Source organism: Pelatocladus sp. (assembly GCF_059505505.1).
The window spans coordinates 20931-37398 of record NZ_JCACKS010000237.1 but is presented as its reverse complement, the minus strand read 5'-3'; the positions used below and the strand labels follow the sequence as shown (position 1 = coordinate 37398).

The window sequence follows — 16468 nt, the reverse complement described above, 5'->3', positions numbered from 1 at the left end:
CGTCGAGAACGTCAAACCACCCTCTGGTAGTACTACGTCCAATTGCGATGGTCATTAGAAAAAATCTCCAAACTTTATAAGTACAGGTTTTTAACTTTCTGTCTGTATTATAGACTGCCAATTTTTGGCTGATCAAATACAGAGTGTAAACTAGGTTGTCAATCTAGTTTACAAATTTTTACTCTCTCTAATCATATTAAGTGTTCTTCGCTAATTTTTCTAGGTTTTTTTTAACTTAACTTAATCTTTGTCAATAAAAATATTAAATCAAAATCACAATTAAATTTATATTTCTGGTTATAAATACAAAAATCTCAACCATAGATAGATGAACATAAACATATCTATATCTTTAATTTGCTGCCCTCTTTTAGCTAGAAAATGAGTGTGGGGGTGTAGGGGTTTAGAGGTGTAGGAGGAGTTGTATTTTCATAATTGGTGGTGAAACTTGTTTCATTGTGACTGTCTTGTTCCTTTGGGTTTGTTTCCTTAACGCTAGAATTAGACCTAAAGTTAAATTAATTAAAGCTAAATGTTCACCATTGATTTGACCGTAAAAAACACTCCCTTCCCCATTTCGGTACAGCGTAAGACAGCTGAGGATGCAGAAGCTGTTTATCAGCTAATTTTGGCAGCAATGAGTTCTGGAAAGCCTGAGATTGTAGAACTCAAGTGTGAAGGTAAAACAGAGAAAAAAATTGCTGTACGTGCTATTGAAATTTCTGGAGTACAGGTAATACAGAAAGACGGTGCAGCCACCGCTAGTGGTAGACCACCTGGTTTCTTCGCCCTTGCATCTGAATAATATAGATGACTTAAACAATGGCGGAACTAGGTATTAAGGTAAAAGACTTAAACTTCAGCTGGCCTTCTGGAGACAAAGCAATTAAATCTTGCTCTATTGAAGTACCCAAGGGAGAATTTTGGATGCTCTTGGGTACAAATGGGAGTGGAAAATCAACATTGCTCAGACTGCTAGCGGGGTTACTAGCACCCCAATCTGGTGAAATTGGGATTTTGCATCCAGTGGGTTTTGTTTTCCAAAATCCTGATCATCAATTAGTAATGCCTACTGTTGGTGCTGATATCGCTTTTGGGCTAGTGGAAGAAAAATTACCATTACCTGCCATCAGAATCAGAGTCGAGGAAGCATTAGCAGCAGTAAATTTGTTAGGACTGCAACGACGTCCCATCTATGCTTTGAGTGGAGGACAAAAACAGCGAGTAGCGATCGCTGGTGCTTTGGCTCGTCACTGTGCAGTCTTACTACTAGATGAACCCACTGCCTTACTCGATCCAGATAGTCAACTAGAATTAGTGGCTAGTGTCCGCAAATTGGTCAAAACTAGGGGTATCACAGCCCTATGGGTTACTCATCGCTTAGATGAATTAAATTATTGTGACGGCGCTTTTTTGCTAGAACAAGGCTTCTTAATAGACAAAGGAGAAGCTCAACGCCTCAAACAGCGTCTGATGCAGTTAGACACAGATTAGGGACAAAGGAGCAGGGAGTAGGGAGTGTGGGGAGTGTGGGGAGTGTGGGGAGTGTGGGGGGAATTATTTAACAAGTCTCTTCCCCAATCCCCATTACCCCTTCGCCCCTAATCCCCACTCCCTTGGGGGGAGTGGGGACCCCGAGTTCCCCAGAGGGGACCCCTACCTTCCCCAATCCCTTTTTTGTAAAGCTATTACGTTTTTTGAAACTGTAACATAGTGTTACAAGGGATGATTGAATTACTATAAAAGTTATGAATGAATTTTGTTAACTCTAGATAATTGTGATTCAAAACCATGTCCCGTTCCTTACCCCAAGCCGTTTTTTTGGTGGACGGCTACAACATTATAGGCACTTGGTCTTGTCTGAAAAGAACCCGTGACCAAGCTGGATTAGAAGCGGCGCGCTGGGAATTAGTAGAAGCTTTGACAGATTACAGCGCATTTCAAGGCTATGAGACACAAATAGTGTTTGATGCCCAATATCAAAATACTAGTAGTAACAAAGAAGTCGTTACAGACCTTTTATCTGTCTATTATACCGACTTCGGTCAAACAGCAGACACATATATAGAAAAAGCCTGTGCGTCTCTGCGTCCTTCCATAGCTCAATCTTTAATTTCCCGCGTGATTGTTGCCACATCAGACCGTGTTCAACAACTGATGGTACAGGGGTATGGGGCAGAATGGTTATCAGCACAGCAGTTATGTTATGAAGTACAAGCCACAGTTTGTCGGGTGCGGCAAAGGTATCAACCACGGAAAAAATCTAATGGTAGATTCCTAGCTAACTCTATTGATGCTAAAGCAAGGCAGCGTCTAGCTGAACTGCGAATGGGATTGAAGTAGATAATCAACATCAGCTCAAGCCTAAAGCATCTGTCTGACGGGGGGTTGAAAGTATGTAAGGGTGTAGATTCAGGGTGGGTTGTCATTGAGAAGTGTAGAGGATACGAAAATAGATTTGGAGTGCGATCGCTCTATTTAAATCTACTATTTAAGAAAGGGAGGATTTGACTATATCAGCCCTTATAACCCTAGTTTTACTAAAAATGCTCTTTCTGCCAAGCTGCATAAAACCATGGAAAGAATAGTTAACCTACACATCGAAAAACTACCAGAAGGGGTTTATCTAGCAACATCAGATGAAATTCAAGGTTTAGTTGCTCAAGGACGCACAGTTGCTGAAATTTTAGAAATTGCTCGTGATGTAGCACGTAAATTACTAGAAGCACAATCTCACAATCAAGAGTCAGATGATTTACAACCAATAGCTGACCAGTTTAACTATCCTTTGGTTGTGGGACAGTAGTAATTTAAGCTTTAACTCCTCTCCAACTGCTCCAAATAAGCTATCAAATCCGCAACATTAGAAAAATCTAATAGCGCCTCTCCCAAGTTCTCCAACTGTTCAGCAGATAATCCCCGAAGCCTTTCAATTAAAGATGAATCAATCTCACCAAAACGCCGATGAAGCTGACGTAATATCAAACTTTCTTCCCCTTGCTTTCTTCCTTTCTGTAAAATATCTTGATAAATCACAGATTCTCGCATAATGTCCTCCCGTAAGAAATTACGAATCAAATCTTTTTCAAATCGCAAACCTGCCAAAATTTCGATACAACCTGCAATATTTTGTTTTTTTTCTCTATCAGGAATTTCAAGATGTAAAATTTGATTTTCTGCTTGCAGAAAGGTAACAGAATCAGCACGAATTGGTTCTAGAGTTAGTTCCGTTTTCAGTACCTCGATATGCTGTGGTTCTACACCAAGTAACCAGCGTACAAATTCAATTGGGTACTGTTCGGCTAAATACTTACAAGCGTTGTCGTAACTCAAATTTTTTGTTTGTCCTCACTCCACAATAATAATTAAATTACCTTGATAAATAATTTAACTTTTAACTTTTAACTTAAAGTTGTTTATAAAAAACAGCCGCCTCCACAACGAAAGCAGCTGTTTTTTAATTTAGGTAACTACAGAATTTTAGTAATCGAAGTCGCCGCCCATACCAGCACCAGCACCAGCAGGTGCATTATCTTTAGGCTCAGGCTTGTCAACAACGATACACTCTGTTGTCAACACCATACCAGCGATCGAAGCTGCGTTTTGGAGTGCAGAACGGGTCACTTTCGCAGGGTCAACGATACCAGCAGCCAACAGATCAACGAATTCATTGGTAGCTGCGTTAAAGCCAACGTTAAATTCTTTCTCTTTGACTCGTTCAGCGATGACAGCACCATTTTGACCAGCGTTTTCAGCAATCCGCTTCAGAGGAGCAGCCAAAGCACGAGCAACAATCAGCGCACCAGTCAACTCTTCATCTTTGAGATTACCATTTGCCCACTCTTCCAACTGAGGGCTGAGGTGAGCCAGGGTTGTACCACCACCAGGAACGATACCTTCTTCTACCGCAGCTTTGGTAGCGTTGATAGCGTCTTCTAAACGTAGCTTCTTGTCTTTCATTTCGGTTTCTGTAGCAGCGCCAACTTTCACGACTGCTACACCACCGGACAATTTAGCCAAACGCTCTTGCAATTTTTCTTTGTCGTAGGAAGATTCGGTTTCGTCCATTTGACGACGAATCTGTTCGCAACGAGCTTTCACAGCTTGCTCGTTACCTTCAGCAACGATGGTGGTGTTATCTTTGGTGATGGTGATGCGGCGAGCTTTACCCAGAGCATCCAACTTGGTGCTTTCTAGCTTCAGACCAGCATCTTCGGTAATCAGCTGACCACCAGTGAGGATGGCGATATCTTCCAGCATAGCTTTGCGGCGATCGCCAAAACCAGGAGCCTTCACAGCAGCTACGTTGAGTACACCACGTAGGCGGTTCACAACCAAGGTTGCCAAAGCTTCTTTCTCGATGTCTTCGGCGATAATGATCAAAGGACGACCAGCACGAGCTACTTGTTCAAGTACAGGTACGAGGTCTTGTACCAAAGCAATTTTCTTGTCGGTGAGCAACAAGAAAGGCTCATCGAAAATCGCTTCCATCCGCTCAGGATCGGTGGCAAAGTAGGGAGAGATGTAACCTTTGTCAAAGCGCATCCCTTCGGTGATTTCCAATTCGGTGGTCATAGATTTCCCTTCTTCTAGGGAAATTACGCCTTCCTTACCAACTTTGTCCATAGCTTCGGCAATCATCTGACCGACTTCTTCGTCGTTACCAGCAGAGATTGCACCAACTTGAGCGATCGCCTTGGAATCTTCAACAGGACGAGCGTGTTCTTTAATTTTTTCTACCAAGAAGTTGATAGCTTTATCAATACCACGCTTCAACAGAATGGCATTTGCACCAGCTGCTACGTTACGCAAGCCTTCCTTAACCATTGCGTGGGCTAAAACGGTAGCAGTGGTGGTTCCATCACCAGCAGCATCGTTAGTTTTAGAAGCAGCTTGGCGAATCAAAGAAACGCCAGTGTTTTCTACGTGGTCTTCTAATTCAATTTCTTTAGCAATGGTCACACCATCATTAATGATTTGGGGTGCGCCAAATTTTTTCTCTAGTACTACGTTACGACCTTTGGGACCGAGGGTGACAGCCACAGCCTCAGCCAGGATATCCATACCCCTTTCTAGGGCGCGACGAGCGTTTTCGTTGTAGATAATGCGCTTTGCCATAATTTCCTAGTAGTCCTTTGTCATTCGTTGTTTGTCATTTGTCTTCTGTCTGTTGCCATTTGTCATTTGTAATCAACCAATGACCAATGACCAATGACCAATCACTAAGAAACAATTGCTAAAATGTCTTTTTCAGAAAGTAGTACGTATTCGTCGGTTCCTAGTTTGATATCAGTCCCAGCATATTTGGAGTAGAGAACTTTATCCCCTACTTTCACATCCAATGCTTGACGAGAACCATCATCTTTAATTTTGCCGTCACCAACCGCAACAACTTCCCCAACTTGGGGTTTTTCTTTGGCGGTGTCGGGTAAATACAGACCACCGGCGGTCTTTTCTTCAGAGGCGCTCACTTTTACAAATACGCGATCGCCCAAAGGTTTTACAGTAGAAACGCTTAGAGATACAGCTGCCATACGAATTTCTCCAGAGTTAGCACTCTCAACTCCTGAGTGCTAATTTAGCGAACGACTGTATGCAATGGCAATATTTCAGGTTGTACGGGTTCCCGAACTTTTGAGGATTGGGGATCGGGGACAAGAGGACAAGGAGGACAAGGGAGAATTTATTCCAATCCCCAATCCCCAATCCCTAATCCCCAATCCCCAATTCAAGTAACGAATAGTTATATATAGTCAACTTTATTTGCAAAGCTTGGAATTTGTTATAGAACAGAAATCAGAAAGCGTGAGATGGGTAACAAGATAGTGATCCAGTTCAGCCATAAAATACAGAAAGCAACTCTATCACCTGAAAATAAAGCCCTAAATAAATCTGTAGAAACTTTAGGACTAACAAAGATTCAGCGACATGTTTTTATCTGTGCTGATCAAACACTGCCTAAATGTTGTTCCAAGCAAGCCAGTCTAGAAGCATGGGAATACTTAAAAAAGCGGCTGAAGGAGCTGGGGTTGGATGTTGCTAAACAAGATCGTCCTGGTTGCATGTTCCGAACCAAAGCTAATTGCTTGCGAGTTTGTTGCTCTGGGCCGATAATGGTGGTTTACCCGGATGGTGTCTGGTATCGCCAAGCAACCCCGGAAGTCATCGAGCGGATTATCCAGGAACATTTAATTGGAAATAATGTTGTGGAAGAATATGCTTTTTTAGTTCATCCTCTGTCAGAAACCTCTGTAGTTGCTGAACAGAAGCTGAATCGAAGCTTAACATCTAAGGGATATAGTGAAGCGGTCAGTTACAAAAGTGCGGGTTAAGTGTTTACTAGGAGCATCTTGGAACGAGTGAAGTTTGATAATCTATGAGGATTATTATTCTATTGAAGTTTTTTTGTCCGCTCCTTTAAAACCGATATATAATAACGCATTATAAATACTACTGCTCTACGTATCCTTACTGGACTTTTGCCATTGATGATGAAGTAGTTTCAAGGAAAGTAAGTTTCTATTTTGAGATATTTACTCAACAAAGGCAAGTTAAGTAGGAAAAAGCACAACATCACAATCATCCACCAAAAAGGATCGCTATACAAGGCCCCTATGGATCTACGCGCGACAAGTGCCACTGCTATGAAAGAACCCAGCATGAAAGATTACAAACGACTTCTACTCATTGATGATGACCCTAACCTCATCTTGCTGGTGAAGGACTACTTGGAATTCCGGGGATATGAAGTCATCACCGCAGAAAATGGTCGAGAAGCTTTGGAAATTTTAGAGCAGGATGTTCCAGATATGATCATCTGCGACGTGATGATGCCCGAAATGGACGGATATACCTTTGTTGAACAAGTCCGACAAAACGAACGCACTAGTTGGATTCCTGTTCTATTTCTATCAGCAAAGGGACAAAGCGCAGACCGGGTTAAAGGACTAAATAAAGGTGCTGATGTATACATGGTCAAGCCCTTTGAACCAGAAGAATTGGTAGCGCAGGTAGAATCGTCTCTCAAGCAAACCATTCGCTGGAAAGAACATCAAGCCAAAGGAGGAGACAACGGTTCGCGTATTCAAGTTCCCTTTGATGTGCAGTTAACCCCAACCGAATTGAAAGTTGTTCAGTTTGTCGCTAGGGGTTTAGCTAACCGCGAAATTGCTGAAGAACTAAATGTTAGTCAGCGTACAGTGGAAAGCCATGTGTCCAACATGTTGGGCAAAACCAATCTCCACAATCGTACTGAATTAGCACGGTGGGCGATTGAAAATCAAATGGCATAGAGCAAGCTCTAATATATGAGTGTTGAGTTATGAGTTGATTTGTAACGAATTCAAACTCATAACTCAAACTCCAGCACTTAAAAAGTTTTTAGAGGTAGGTGATCCGCCAATCGTCTTCACCCTGGGATCAGCCGCCGTAATGGACGCTGGTAATTTCTACCAAGAAAGCATCCAAGCTGCAAAACAGTTAAACCGTCGTGCTGTTTTGTTAATTGGTAAAAATCTGCCTCCAGAAAATCTTTCAGCAGATGTGATTGCGGTCAACTACGCGCCGTATTCTCAGATTTTTCCTCACGCTTGTGCGATCGCACATCAGGGCGGTATTGGAACCACAGCTCAGGCGTTGCGCGCAGCTCGCCCAACTCTAATTATGTAATTATGCCCTACAGCCATGACCAACCCGACAATGCAGCACGGGCCAAACGATTAGGAACTTCTGTTACGATTCACCGTAAGCAATATTCAGCAGCACGAATTGCAAAGGAGTTAAATGAATTGTTGGGGAATCCCAAGTATGCAGCAAATGCAGCAAATATCGGACGCATTGTACAAGCAGAAGATGGTGTTAGCCTAGCTTGTAATGCAATTGAGAAACAGCTTAGAGTCTAAAATATTTCAAAATTTAACTTAAAGATGATGCAACAAATTTTGTAGGTTGGGTCTCATAAATTCAACCCAACATCATAAGGATAAGTTGGTTTTCTTGACGCCAAATCAACCTATTCTTAATCTACCATTTGGTCTTATCACACCACTAAAAGCATCCTAATATTTAGCTCCAAGCTAATAACTAAAACTCCGCACTCTCTGGTGTACGTGGGAAAGGAATCACATCACGAATATTCCCCATCCCCGTCATAAATTGCACCAGTCTTTCAAAACCTAATCCAAAACCAGCGTGAGGAACAGTACCATAACGGCGCAAATCCAGATACCACCACAAATCTTCTGGTTTCATTCCTTGCGCGAGTACCCGCCTTTCTAAAACTTCTAAACGTTCTTCCCGTTGGGAACCGCCGACAATTTCACCTATTTTTGGTGCGAGAATATCCATTGCAGCGACGGTTTTTTCATCATCGTTTAAGCGCATATAAAAGGCTTTAATTTGGGTTGGATAATCAGTTACAATTACTGGTTTTTTGAATAATTGTTCACAAAGATAACGTTCGTGTTCTGATTGTAAATCTAAACCCCAACTAACAGGATAATCAAACTGCACATCGGCTTTTTCTAAAAATTTGATGGCTTCTGTATAGGTGATACGTTCAAATTGACTGTTGATAATATTATCTGCGATCGCTAACACAGTATTATCAATACGCTGGTTAAAAAATTCTATGTCTTCTGGGCATTTTTCCAGCACATATTTAAAAATATATTTGAGGAATTCCTCAGCTAAATCCATATCCCCGTGAATATCACAAAAAGCCATTTCTGGCTCAACCATCCAAAATTCTGCTAAGTGACGGGAAGTGTTGGAATTTTCAGCACGAAATGTGGGACCAAAAGTGTAGACGTTACTAAACGCCATCGCCATGATTTCGGCTTCTAATTGACCGCTAACTGTTAAGTATGTTGGTCTAGAAAAGAAGTCTTTAGTATAATCTACAGTTTGATTTTCTGTGCGGGGAATATTTTTTAAATCTAAACTCGTGACACTAAAAAGCTCTCCTGCACCTTCACAATCGCTAGCGGTAATAATAGGAGTATGTACCCACATAAAACCGCGTTCTTGAAAGAATTGGTGAATAGCTGTAGCACAAGCATTACGAACACGGAAAACCGCACCAAAAGAATTAGTACGCGATCGCAAATGTCCAATTGTTCGTAAAAACTCAAAGGAATGGCGTTTCTTTTGCAGAGGATAAGTTTCGGGATCAGCTTCTCCGTAAACTTTGACACTATCTGCTTTTAATTCTACACGCTGTCCTTTAGCGGGAGAAGCAACTAACACTCCACCCACTTCCACAGAAGCACCTGTATTTAATTTTTTTAAGATATTTTCATAATCTGGCAAATCTTGATTAATTACCACTTGCAAGTTAGCCAGAAATGAACCATCATTTACTTCTATAAAAGTAAAACCTTTTAATTCACGTTTAGTACGCACCCAGCCTTTAATTTCTAGTGAATCATCAGGCTGACCATTTCGTAATATTTCTACAATTCTTTGATTTGGCATGTTTGTATCCGAGCATAAAATCTAGAGTTTGACATTTTTAGAATTGTAGACTCTAAATTTTAATTTAAAAGATTTAGCTCTTAAATAAATCCCCAATCCCCGATCCCCGATCTCTACCCAGCACAAGACTTTAATATCCAACCTATGATAACGCCTAATCCACCAAAGCGTATCGCTTGCCAAAAAGGTTCTCTAAAACTGCGCCACGAAAACAGCTGACTCTCTAAGCAGACTTCTAATACTTCCAACTGCTGTTGAATTTGTCGTAACTCAGCTTCTATTTCTGGTGTCGGTTTTTTATCTTGACTGAGTTTATAAAGTTTATATTGTAATTGTTTTTGTTGACGGCGATCGCGTAGCACCTGTTGATGGCGTTCTTTTAAACCCACAAGCGATCGCTCGACTTCTAAGAGTTCTTGTTCAAAATCAAGTTTTTGATTATCCTCTTGTGGTGGTTCTGACGGTTTTTGAGGCTGCTTCATTAAAGTAGTAGAGTAAAGGTAAATGCGACAATACCTTGGAGTGTATGTCTCAATCTACACAGCCGCTTAAAAACAGTCAACTGAATGAATTTACTACTCTAGAATTAGCTCAAGCTCTCATGGAGAGATTGAGTATTTCTCCTAATGATTGGCATCGCCTCAAGTCTAACCGTAAAGCTCGTGCTAGTGAACAACTAGCAGCAGCTCTTGTCTTCCTCCTTAAGGAAGAACCAGAAGAAGCTTTAACAAGGTTAGAACAAGCGACAGGTTGGTTAGATCGCTCTATTTCTGCACCACCTTGTCCTACACACGGAAAAGGGTAATTAGTAATGGGTAATTGGTAATTGGTTTTCCTGTTACCAATTACTAATCACCTATTACCAAATCTCTAATTCCGCAATAATGGTATACGCGGTCGAGCTTGCTCTAATTGCTTACAAAGTCTTAACTCAGTACCTTTGGTGTTCCACTCTACTTCGTCAAAAATAAGATGCAAAATCGATAAACCACGACCGTTTTCTGACTCATCTGGTGGTAGATACTCTGTTGGATCTATATCACAATTACAAGAAGGAATGAAACCTCCCCCTTGGTCTGAGATGATCCACCAATATTTATTATCTATTAAGGAAAAACGTACTACTACCTTTTTACTAGGATCAAGATTATTGCCATGTTTAGCCGCATTGACTAGAGCTTCTTGAAGTCCTAGTCGTAATTCGGCTTGCATTGGCGTGGGAATTTCTGCCAGAAGTAAATCTAATATTGGACAGAGGTATAGAGTTGAGGCAAAACTAATAGTACCCCAACAACGTCCTACTGGACGGAGTGAAATGGTGATCACAAGAGAAACCCCGCAGCTTCAGAGTTAGCTAGACATCAGTTTGCTGTCACAGGCACCCTGATAAATTGTGAGGTGGTCGTGTTGCCTTCAAACCTAACGTCTTTGGAACTAAATTTTGAAAATGCTAGGGAGCATTGGCTCTCCTAATGATTTTGGGCTGTCTCACATAAAACGGCTTAAGTAAACCTGCCCAAGCAGTTAGCAATTCAAAAAGTGCTGTGCATACATAAAAGAGTATATATATACTCTTTCACCTGCCGAACTTTAGTTTAGACGACCCAATTCATATTTGAGAATAGCCCATGCGGCTTCTATATTTTTGCACAATTAGAACTATATTCTTAGCTTAATTCAAGTCTAGCATTTTTACTATCCGCTAGACTACAAAATTTCGATTTGAGTTTTTTTAAAAGACTTAATATATGTTTAACTCAACTGAAATGCTGCGATGCATAGATATATTTGAATGGATTCATAGCGCCTGTGCAACAATAGCTATCGCACAAGAAAAGCTGCTGTTTCTACATGAGCGGTTTGAGAGAAAAAATCTGCTGGTTGTACACGTGTAAGTGTATATACACCCTTTTCGCAAAATAATTTCAAATCACGTGCCAGGGTTGCGGCTTTACAACTGACATAAACGATACGTTCTGGTTGAAATTCTAGTAAAGTTTCTATAACTTGGCGATCGCATCCTTTACGTGGTGGATCTAGCAAAACAATATCTGGTTTAATTTCTAATTGTGGCAGTAATTTTTCCACTGCACCTGTCACAAAAGTGACATTAGTAATTTGATTGTATTCAGCATTGTTAAGAGCCTGTTCTACCGCCTCTGGTTGTATTTCCAACCCAATTGCTTGGCGAACTTGTTTTGCTAATGGCAAAGTTAAAGTACCGATACCACAATAAGCATCAAGCAGCACCTCAGTTCCTTGTAAGTGCAGTTCTGATTGAATAATCTGTAATAAACTTTCTGCTGTCTCCGTAGAAACCTGGAAAAATGTGTCTGGACGTATGCGAAATTCTAAACCTGCAAATTCTTCTCGCAAGTAAGCAATACCAGCAATACAACGAGTTTTATATCCAAAAATAGTATTTGTGCGTTTAGGGTTGTGGTTTAAACAAACCCCTACTAAAGTAGGATAGCGATTTAACCATTCCTGTGCTTGCTCTTCGATATCTGGTAAATTCCAATCTTTGACTACTAAAGTCAATAATATTTCTCCTGTGCGACGACCGATGCGTAAACCAAGATGACGGATTATTCCTCTGTGATGTTGTTCGTTGTAAATTGGCCAATCTCGCTCTTGAATATCTTGTTTAATTTCTGCCAATAAAGAATTTAATCGTGGATCTTGTACTGGACATTGATTTAAATTAATCAATTGATGGCTACCTTTTTGGTAGTAGCCTGTTTGGACATTTCCAGTTGCAGATACACCCATAGGATAGGTGGCTTTATTGCGATAACCTAAAAAAGAAACAGCTCTTAAAACTCTATCTACAGGTGGTTCCACAAAACCACCAATACGTTCTAGGGCTTGGATAACTTGATTGCGTTTTGCTTCTAGCTGATATTCATAATCTATATGTTGCCACTGACAACCACCACATTTATCAGCCACAATGCAACTTGGTCGAATCCGGTAGATAGAGGGTTGTAATATTTGTTGCAGCTTGGCATAAGCATGAGTAGATTTGACATGTACTAGACGGACAAGAGCGCGATCGCCTGGTACAGTATCTGGTACAAACACCACCCATTGGTGCGATCGTCCCACTCCATCGCCTGTATCAGTTGTGTCTGTAATGTTAATTTCTATTAATTCACCTTGTTTCCAAAAAGTATTGGTCATTAGTCCTTTGTCATTAGTCAATTATTGCTGGTTGGTAGTTGGTTATTGTTAACCATACCCAATCCCCGATTCCTAATCCCCGATTCCTAATCCCCAATCCCCCTTCACTTGTGGACACAAGACTCGTTAAACTAGCAAATAATAAATCTCGTGATTCAATATCATGACTGTAGTAAGCCAAGTTATTTTCAAAGCTGACGACGAACTGCGTTATCCTAGCAGTGGCGAACTCAAAAGCATCAAAGATTTTTTGCAAACTGGCGAACAGCGAGTACGTATTGTTAGTACCCTAGCTGAAAATGAAAAAAAGATAGTTCAGGAAGCTACCAAACAGCTTTGGCAAAAGCGTCCTGATTTTATCTCGCCAGGAGGGAATGCTTACGGAGAACGCCAGCGTGCTTTATGTATCCGTGATTTTGGTTGGTATTTACGCCTAATTACTTATGGCATACTTGCTGGCGACAAAGAACCAATTGAAACAATTGGTTTGATTGGTGTGCGAGAAATGTACAATTCCTTGGGTGTTCCTGTACCTGGAATGGTAGAAGCCATCAACTGTCTGAAAAAAGCCTCCCTTGATTTACTGAATGCAAACGATTCTTTGGAAGCAGCACCTTACTTTGATTACATTATCCAAGCGATGTCTTAATTTCAAGTGAGTACTCATGCTGTCTCAAGGTGTAATCCCACCTTGGTTGGTCTAAGTGCAAAATAGCACCTGCATATTGATCATTATTTCTTAATACCATCATACTCCCCACACTTGCTAGTGGCTCTGGCAGAATCTCTGTCAAGTTACCAACAAGTTGTGGGGATATTTTATTTGTTTTGTTTGGTGGTTGGTTGTTGTTTCCTGTTTGGAACAATCAACTATTCACAAACTATTCACAAACTATTCACAAATAAAAAGCCGACAGGCTTTAATGAGACTGTCGGCAATTAGTGTGTTCCCTATTAATGACTCGGCTAGAGTTCAGTTGTCATTTATTCTCTCTGTTTGGCAATTGCAGGAATAGGATCTTAATCATTAAGATTTGTGATTGTCATCACAAATTTATTGCAGTAAATTTGTATCTAGCAAAACTTCTTGCTCTCAAGGCTGACTGGTTTGTGAATGTAGTAAACATATATATTATGAAATCGTCTTTATTTTTGGTATTCGTAAAAATACTGGAGTATTAGTGGTTGCCAGAAATTAAGCTAAAAAATTATGTATTTTTGTTGTTGCTCGATAAGCAATTCATCAGAAGAACAATAGCAAATTTATGCAGATTTGAGCATCTGTTGAGGATTTGCCTATTCCCCATTCTCTATTCCCCGTTCCTTATTTTCAATTGATTACGGGAATGGGACAGAAAATCGATACAATAATCATCTGTCCCCTTGGTGCATACTTCCATGACCACCGCTTGCGAACCTCCCTTTTCTCCTGAAGAAATTGCATCTGAAGGTCTTAAACTTGAAGAATACCAAGAAATAGTCCGACGACTAGGGCGTCATCCCAACAAAGCTGAACTAGGTATGTTTGGGGTCATGTGGTCGGAGCATTGCTGTTATAAAAATTCTCGCCCTTTACTGAAACAGTTTCCTACCACAGGCGATCGCATCCTAGTTGGTCCTGGTGAAAATGCCGGAGTTGTAGACTTAGGTGGTGGACTACGACTGGCTTTTAAAATAGAATCTCACAACCACCCCAGTGCAGTTGAACCCTTTCAAGGGGCCGCTACTGGTGTTGGAGGCATTCTGCGTGATATATTTACAATGGGCGCGCGTCCCATAGCCATTTTAAATTCCCTCCGCTTTGGTTCTCTAGAAGACCCCAAAACACAAAGGCTGTTTAGCGGCGTCATTGCAGGAATTGCTCACTATGGTAATAGTGTGGGAGTACCCACCGTCGGCGGCGAAGTTTACTTTGACCCTGCTTACTCTGGCAATCCCTTAGTCAACGTCATGGCCCTGGGATTGATGGAAACCTCCGAAATTGTTAAATCTGGGGCATCTGGTATTGGCAATCCTGTATTATATGTCGGTTCTACCACTGGACGCGATGGTATGGGGGGCGCAAGTTTTGCTAGTGCTGAACTCAGTGATGCATCAATGGACGATCGCCCGGCGGTGCAAGTCGGTGATCCCTTTTTGGAAAAGTCTTTAATAGAAGCTTGTCTGGAAGCCTTTAAAACAGGTGTAGTAGTTGCAGCCCAAGATATGGGTGCTGCTGGTATCACCTGTTCCACCTCAGAAATGGCTGCCAAAGGTGGTGTAGGAATTGAATTTGATTTAGATAAAGTACCCGTGCGCGAACTGGAGATGATTCCCTATGAATATCTGCTTTCCGAATCTCAAGAGAGAATGCTATTTGTAGCCCAAAAAGGACGGGAACAAGAGTTAATCGATGTTTTCCATCGTTGGGGACTTCATGCGGTTGTTGCTGGTACAGTCATTGCCGAACCAGTTGTGCGGATTCTATTTCAAGGTAAAATAGCAGCAGAAATTCCTGCGACAGCTTTGGCAGAAAATACACCTGTGTATGAGAGGGAATTACTAGCAGAACCACCGGAATATGCACGTCAAGCCTGGGAATGGACACCAGATGCTTTACCTCCATATACAACTGCTGGCGTAGAAATTAAAGGCAAACAGCATACTTGGAATGATATTTTGTTGATTTTGCTCGATAATCCGACTATTGCTTCCAAACGCTGGGTTTATCGCCAGTACGATCATCAAGTGCAGAACAATACAGTAATGTTACCTGGTGGTGCGGATGCTGCGGTAATTCGTTTACGTCCATTAGAAGAAATCCCCAATCTGGCTACCCACAGGGTAATCCAAAATCCAAAATCGGGTGTTGCCGCTACAGTAGATTGTAATCCCCGCTACGTTTATCTTGATCCTTACGAAGGTGCAAAAGCGGTAGTCGCAGAAGCAGCACGCAATCTTAGTTGTGTAGGTGCAGAACCTCTAGCGGTGACAGACAATCTCAATTTTGGCAGTCCGGAAAAACCAACTGGTTATTGGCAATTAGCAGAAGCTTGTCGTGGTTTGGCAGAAGGTTGTCGGGAATTAGCAACCCCAGTAACAGGGGGTAATGTTTCTTTGTATAATGAAACTTTTGATTCTCAAGGTAATCCCCAGCCTATTTATCCAACTCCGGTCGTGGGTATGGTGGGGTTGATTCCCGATCTCAGCAAAATTTGCGGTCAAGCTTGGCAGACAGCAGGGGATATCATTTATTTGTTAGGTGGATTGTCTTGTGAGTTAACTTTAGGTGGTTCAGAATACTTAGCCAGTATTCATGATACTGTTGCTGGTAAACCACCACGAGTAGATTTTGACTGGGAACGACAGATACAAAAAGCTTGTCGCGAGGGAATTCGCCAAGATTGGATACGTTCAGCCCATGATTGTGCTGAGGGTGGTTTGATAATTGCTCTGGCTGAAAGTTGTATCACAGGTAAACTGGGTGCAGAAATTAGCTTAAAGTTACCGGAAAATGATTCGCAGCGTCTAGACGAAATATTGTTTGGTGAAGGTGGTGGACGGATTGTAGTTTCTGTAGCACCAGAACAACAAGCAATTTGGGAATCTTATTTACAGCAAAACCTGGATCAAAACTGGCAAAAACTAGGTAAAGTTGGGAATTCCGAAATCGGTTTGCGGGTTTTAACCTCTGATGGTCAAGCTTTAATCAACGCTAGGATTGAGGAGATGGGCGATCGCTACTCAAAGGCGATCGCAAAACGTATAGCCATTTATACCAATACCCAAGAACGTTAAATAATCTAAAGATGAATTGAATTTCATACTTTAG

General features: G+C 41.3%; 18 protein-coding genes. 11 read left to right on the top strand and 7 right to left on the bottom strand.

The window, feature by feature from the left end:
* Window positions 1–532 precede the first annotated feature (532 nt).
* The 4 genes from AC5JMK_RS23515 (at window position 533) to AC5JMK_RS23500 (ending at window position 2806) form a co-directional block, all read left to right on the top strand.
* Window positions 533–805: a UPF0367 protein family gene (locus AC5JMK_RS23515; RefSeq protein ID WP_096674942.1), complete on the top strand. Its 273-nt coding sequence runs from the start codon at window positions 533–535 to the stop codon at window positions 803–805.
* Window positions 806–822: 17 nt separating this feature from the next.
* Window positions 823–1494: an ABC transporter ATP-binding protein gene (locus tag AC5JMK_RS23510; protein ID WP_096674941.1), complete on the top strand. Its 672-nt coding sequence runs from the start codon at window positions 823–825 to the stop codon at window positions 1492–1494.
* A gap of 297 nt (window positions 1495–1791) precedes the next feature.
* On the top strand, window positions 1792–2343 hold the full coding sequence (locus AC5JMK_RS23505; RefSeq protein ID WP_096674940.1) for an NYN domain-containing protein: 552 nt from the start codon (window positions 1792–1794) through the stop codon (window positions 2341–2343).
* Window positions 2344–2575: 232 nt separating this feature from the next.
* Window positions 2576–2806, top strand: a complete 231-nt coding sequence (locus AC5JMK_RS23500) for a type II toxin-antitoxin system HicB family antitoxin (protein ID WP_096674939.1) — start codon at window positions 2576–2578, stop codon at window positions 2804–2806.
* An 11-nt stretch (window positions 2807–2817) separates the two neighbouring features.
* Here AC5JMK_RS23500 and AC5JMK_RS23495 read toward each other — a convergent pair whose 3' ends face one another.
* The 3 genes from AC5JMK_RS23495 to groES form a co-directional block, all read right to left on the bottom strand.
* Window positions 2818–3333 (bottom strand): DUF4351 domain-containing protein, encoded by a 516-nt coding sequence (locus tag AC5JMK_RS23495; RefSeq protein WP_096674938.1) that lies wholly within the window; start codon window positions 3331–3333, stop codon window positions 2818–2820.
* 147 nt (window positions 3334–3480) lie between these two features.
* The gene (gene groL / locus AC5JMK_RS23490) at window positions 3481–5118 is read right to left on the bottom strand and encodes a chaperonin GroEL (RefSeq protein WP_096674937.1); all 1638 of its coding nucleotides are present in this window, start codon (window positions 5116–5118) and stop codon (window positions 3481–3483) included.
* 104 nt (window positions 5119–5222) lie between these two features.
* Complete coding sequence (gene groES / locus AC5JMK_RS23485) at window positions 5223–5534, bottom strand: co-chaperone GroES (protein ID WP_016863380.1); 312 nt, start codon at window positions 5532–5534, stop codon at window positions 5223–5225.
* 276 nt (window positions 5535–5810) lie between these two features.
* Between groES and AC5JMK_RS23480 the strand changes: the two genes are divergently transcribed.
* The 4 genes from AC5JMK_RS23480 (at window position 5811) to AC5JMK_RS23465 (ending at window position 7901) form a co-directional block, all read left to right on the top strand.
* Window positions 5811–6332, top strand: a complete 522-nt coding sequence (locus tag AC5JMK_RS23480; protein WP_096674936.1) for a (2Fe-2S) ferredoxin domain-containing protein — start codon at window positions 5811–5813, stop codon at window positions 6330–6332.
* A 282-nt stretch (window positions 6333–6614) separates the two neighbouring features.
* Complete coding sequence (locus tag AC5JMK_RS23475; protein ID WP_016863382.1) at window positions 6615–7292, top strand: response regulator transcription factor; 678 nt, start codon at window positions 6615–6617, stop codon at window positions 7290–7292.
* Between the two features lie 22 nt (window positions 7293–7314).
* Entirely contained in the window at window positions 7315–7668 is a 354-nt protein-coding gene (locus tag AC5JMK_RS23470) for a glycosyltransferase (RefSeq protein WP_495911149.1), read from the top strand.
* Between the two features lie 2 nt (window positions 7669–7670).
* Window positions 7671–7901, top strand: coding sequence for a glycosyltransferase (locus tag AC5JMK_RS23465; protein WP_495911148.1), 231 nt, complete (start codon window positions 7671–7673; stop codon window positions 7899–7901).
* A 181-nt stretch (window positions 7902–8082) separates the two neighbouring features.
* On the opposite strand, the gene asnS is transcribed toward AC5JMK_RS23465, so the two are convergent.
* Together asnS and AC5JMK_RS23455 are read right to left on the bottom strand one after the other, a co-directional pair.
* Window positions 8083–9474, bottom strand: coding sequence for an asparagine--tRNA ligase (gene asnS, locus AC5JMK_RS23460; RefSeq protein WP_495911147.1), 1392 nt, complete (start codon window positions 9472–9474; stop codon window positions 8083–8085).
* A gap of 113 nt (window positions 9475–9587) precedes the next feature.
* Window positions 9588–9956, bottom strand: coding sequence for a sll0565 family protein (locus AC5JMK_RS23455; protein ID WP_096674934.1), 369 nt, complete (start codon window positions 9954–9956; stop codon window positions 9588–9590).
* 44 nt (window positions 9957–10000) lie between these two features.
* Between AC5JMK_RS23455 and AC5JMK_RS23450 the strand changes: the two genes are divergently transcribed.
* Window positions 10001–10279: a DUF6439 family protein gene (locus AC5JMK_RS23450; RefSeq protein ID WP_096674933.1), complete on the top strand. Its 279-nt coding sequence runs from the start codon at window positions 10001–10003 to the stop codon at window positions 10277–10279.
* A gap of 65 nt (window positions 10280–10344) precedes the next feature.
* Here AC5JMK_RS23450 and AC5JMK_RS23445 read toward each other — a convergent pair whose 3' ends face one another.
* Window positions 10345–10800, bottom strand: a complete 456-nt coding sequence (locus AC5JMK_RS23445; RefSeq protein WP_096674932.1) for an ATP-binding protein — start codon at window positions 10798–10800, stop codon at window positions 10345–10347.
* A 495-nt stretch (window positions 10801–11295) separates the two neighbouring features.
* Window positions 11296–12657 (bottom strand): 23S rRNA (uracil(1939)-C(5))-methyltransferase RlmD, encoded by a 1362-nt coding sequence (gene rlmD, locus AC5JMK_RS23440; RefSeq protein WP_096674931.1) that lies wholly within the window; start codon window positions 12655–12657, stop codon window positions 11296–11298.
* 163 nt (window positions 12658–12820) lie between these two features.
* On the opposite strand from rlmD, the gene AC5JMK_RS23435 reads away from it, so the two are divergent.
* Together AC5JMK_RS23435 and purL are read left to right on the top strand one after the other, a co-directional pair.
* Window positions 12821–13306 (top strand): allophycocyanin subunit alpha-B, encoded by a 486-nt coding sequence (locus AC5JMK_RS23435; RefSeq protein WP_096674930.1) that lies wholly within the window; start codon window positions 12821–12823, stop codon window positions 13304–13306.
* Between the two features lie 749 nt (window positions 13307–14055).
* Window positions 14056–16434, top strand: coding sequence for a phosphoribosylformylglycinamidine synthase subunit PurL (purL, locus tag AC5JMK_RS23430; RefSeq protein WP_495911146.1), 2379 nt, complete (start codon window positions 14056–14058; stop codon window positions 16432–16434).
* Window positions 16435–16468: the final 34 nt, after the last annotated feature.

Bases quoted from the DNA above. Each gene is read 5' to 3' on its own strand.
- AC5JMK_RS23510 (WP_096674941.1), top strand. From the start codon at position 823: ATGGCGGAACTAGGTATTAAGGTAAAAGACTTAAACTTCAGCTGGCCT.
- purL (WP_495911146.1), top strand. From the start codon at position 14,056: ATGACCACCGCTTGCGAACCTCCCTTTTCTCCTGAAGAAATTGCATCT.
- AC5JMK_RS23505 (WP_096674940.1), top strand. From the start codon at position 1,792: ATGTCCCGTTCCTTACCCCAAGCCGTTTTTTTGGTGGACGGCTACAAC.
- groL (WP_096674937.1), bottom strand. From the start codon at position 5,118: ATGGCAAAGCGCATTATCTACAACGAAAACGCTCGTCGCGCCCTAGAA.
- AC5JMK_RS23435 (WP_096674930.1), top strand. From the start codon at position 12,821: ATGACTGTAGTAAGCCAAGTTATTTTCAAAGCTGACGACGAACTGCGT.
- rlmD (WP_096674931.1), bottom strand. From the start codon at position 12,657: ATGACCAATACTTTTTGGAAACAAGGTGAATTAATAGAAATTAACATT.
- AC5JMK_RS23515 (WP_096674942.1), top strand. From the start codon at position 533: ATGTTCACCATTGATTTGACCGTAAAAAACACTCCCTTCCCCATTTCG.
- AC5JMK_RS23465 (WP_495911148.1), top strand. From the start codon at position 7,671: ATGCCCTACAGCCATGACCAACCCGACAATGCAGCACGGGCCAAACGA.
- groES (WP_016863380.1), bottom strand. From the start codon at position 5,534: ATGGCAGCTGTATCTCTAAGCGTTTCTACTGTAAAACCTTTGGGCGAT.
- AC5JMK_RS23450 (WP_096674933.1), top strand. From the start codon at position 10,001: ATGTCTCAATCTACACAGCCGCTTAAAAACAGTCAACTGAATGAATTT.
- AC5JMK_RS23500 (WP_096674939.1), top strand. From the start codon at position 2,576: ATGGAAAGAATAGTTAACCTACACATCGAAAAACTACCAGAAGGGGTT.
- AC5JMK_RS23475 (WP_016863382.1), top strand. From the start codon at position 6,615: ATGGATCTACGCGCGACAAGTGCCACTGCTATGAAAGAACCCAGCATG.
- AC5JMK_RS23455 (WP_096674934.1), bottom strand. From the start codon at position 9,956: ATGAAGCAGCCTCAAAAACCGTCAGAACCACCACAAGAGGATAATCAA.
- asnS (WP_495911147.1), bottom strand. From the start codon at position 9,474: ATGCCAAATCAAAGAATTGTAGAAATATTACGAAATGGTCAGCCTGAT.
- AC5JMK_RS23480 (WP_096674936.1), top strand. From the start codon at position 5,811: ATGGGTAACAAGATAGTGATCCAGTTCAGCCATAAAATACAGAAAGCA.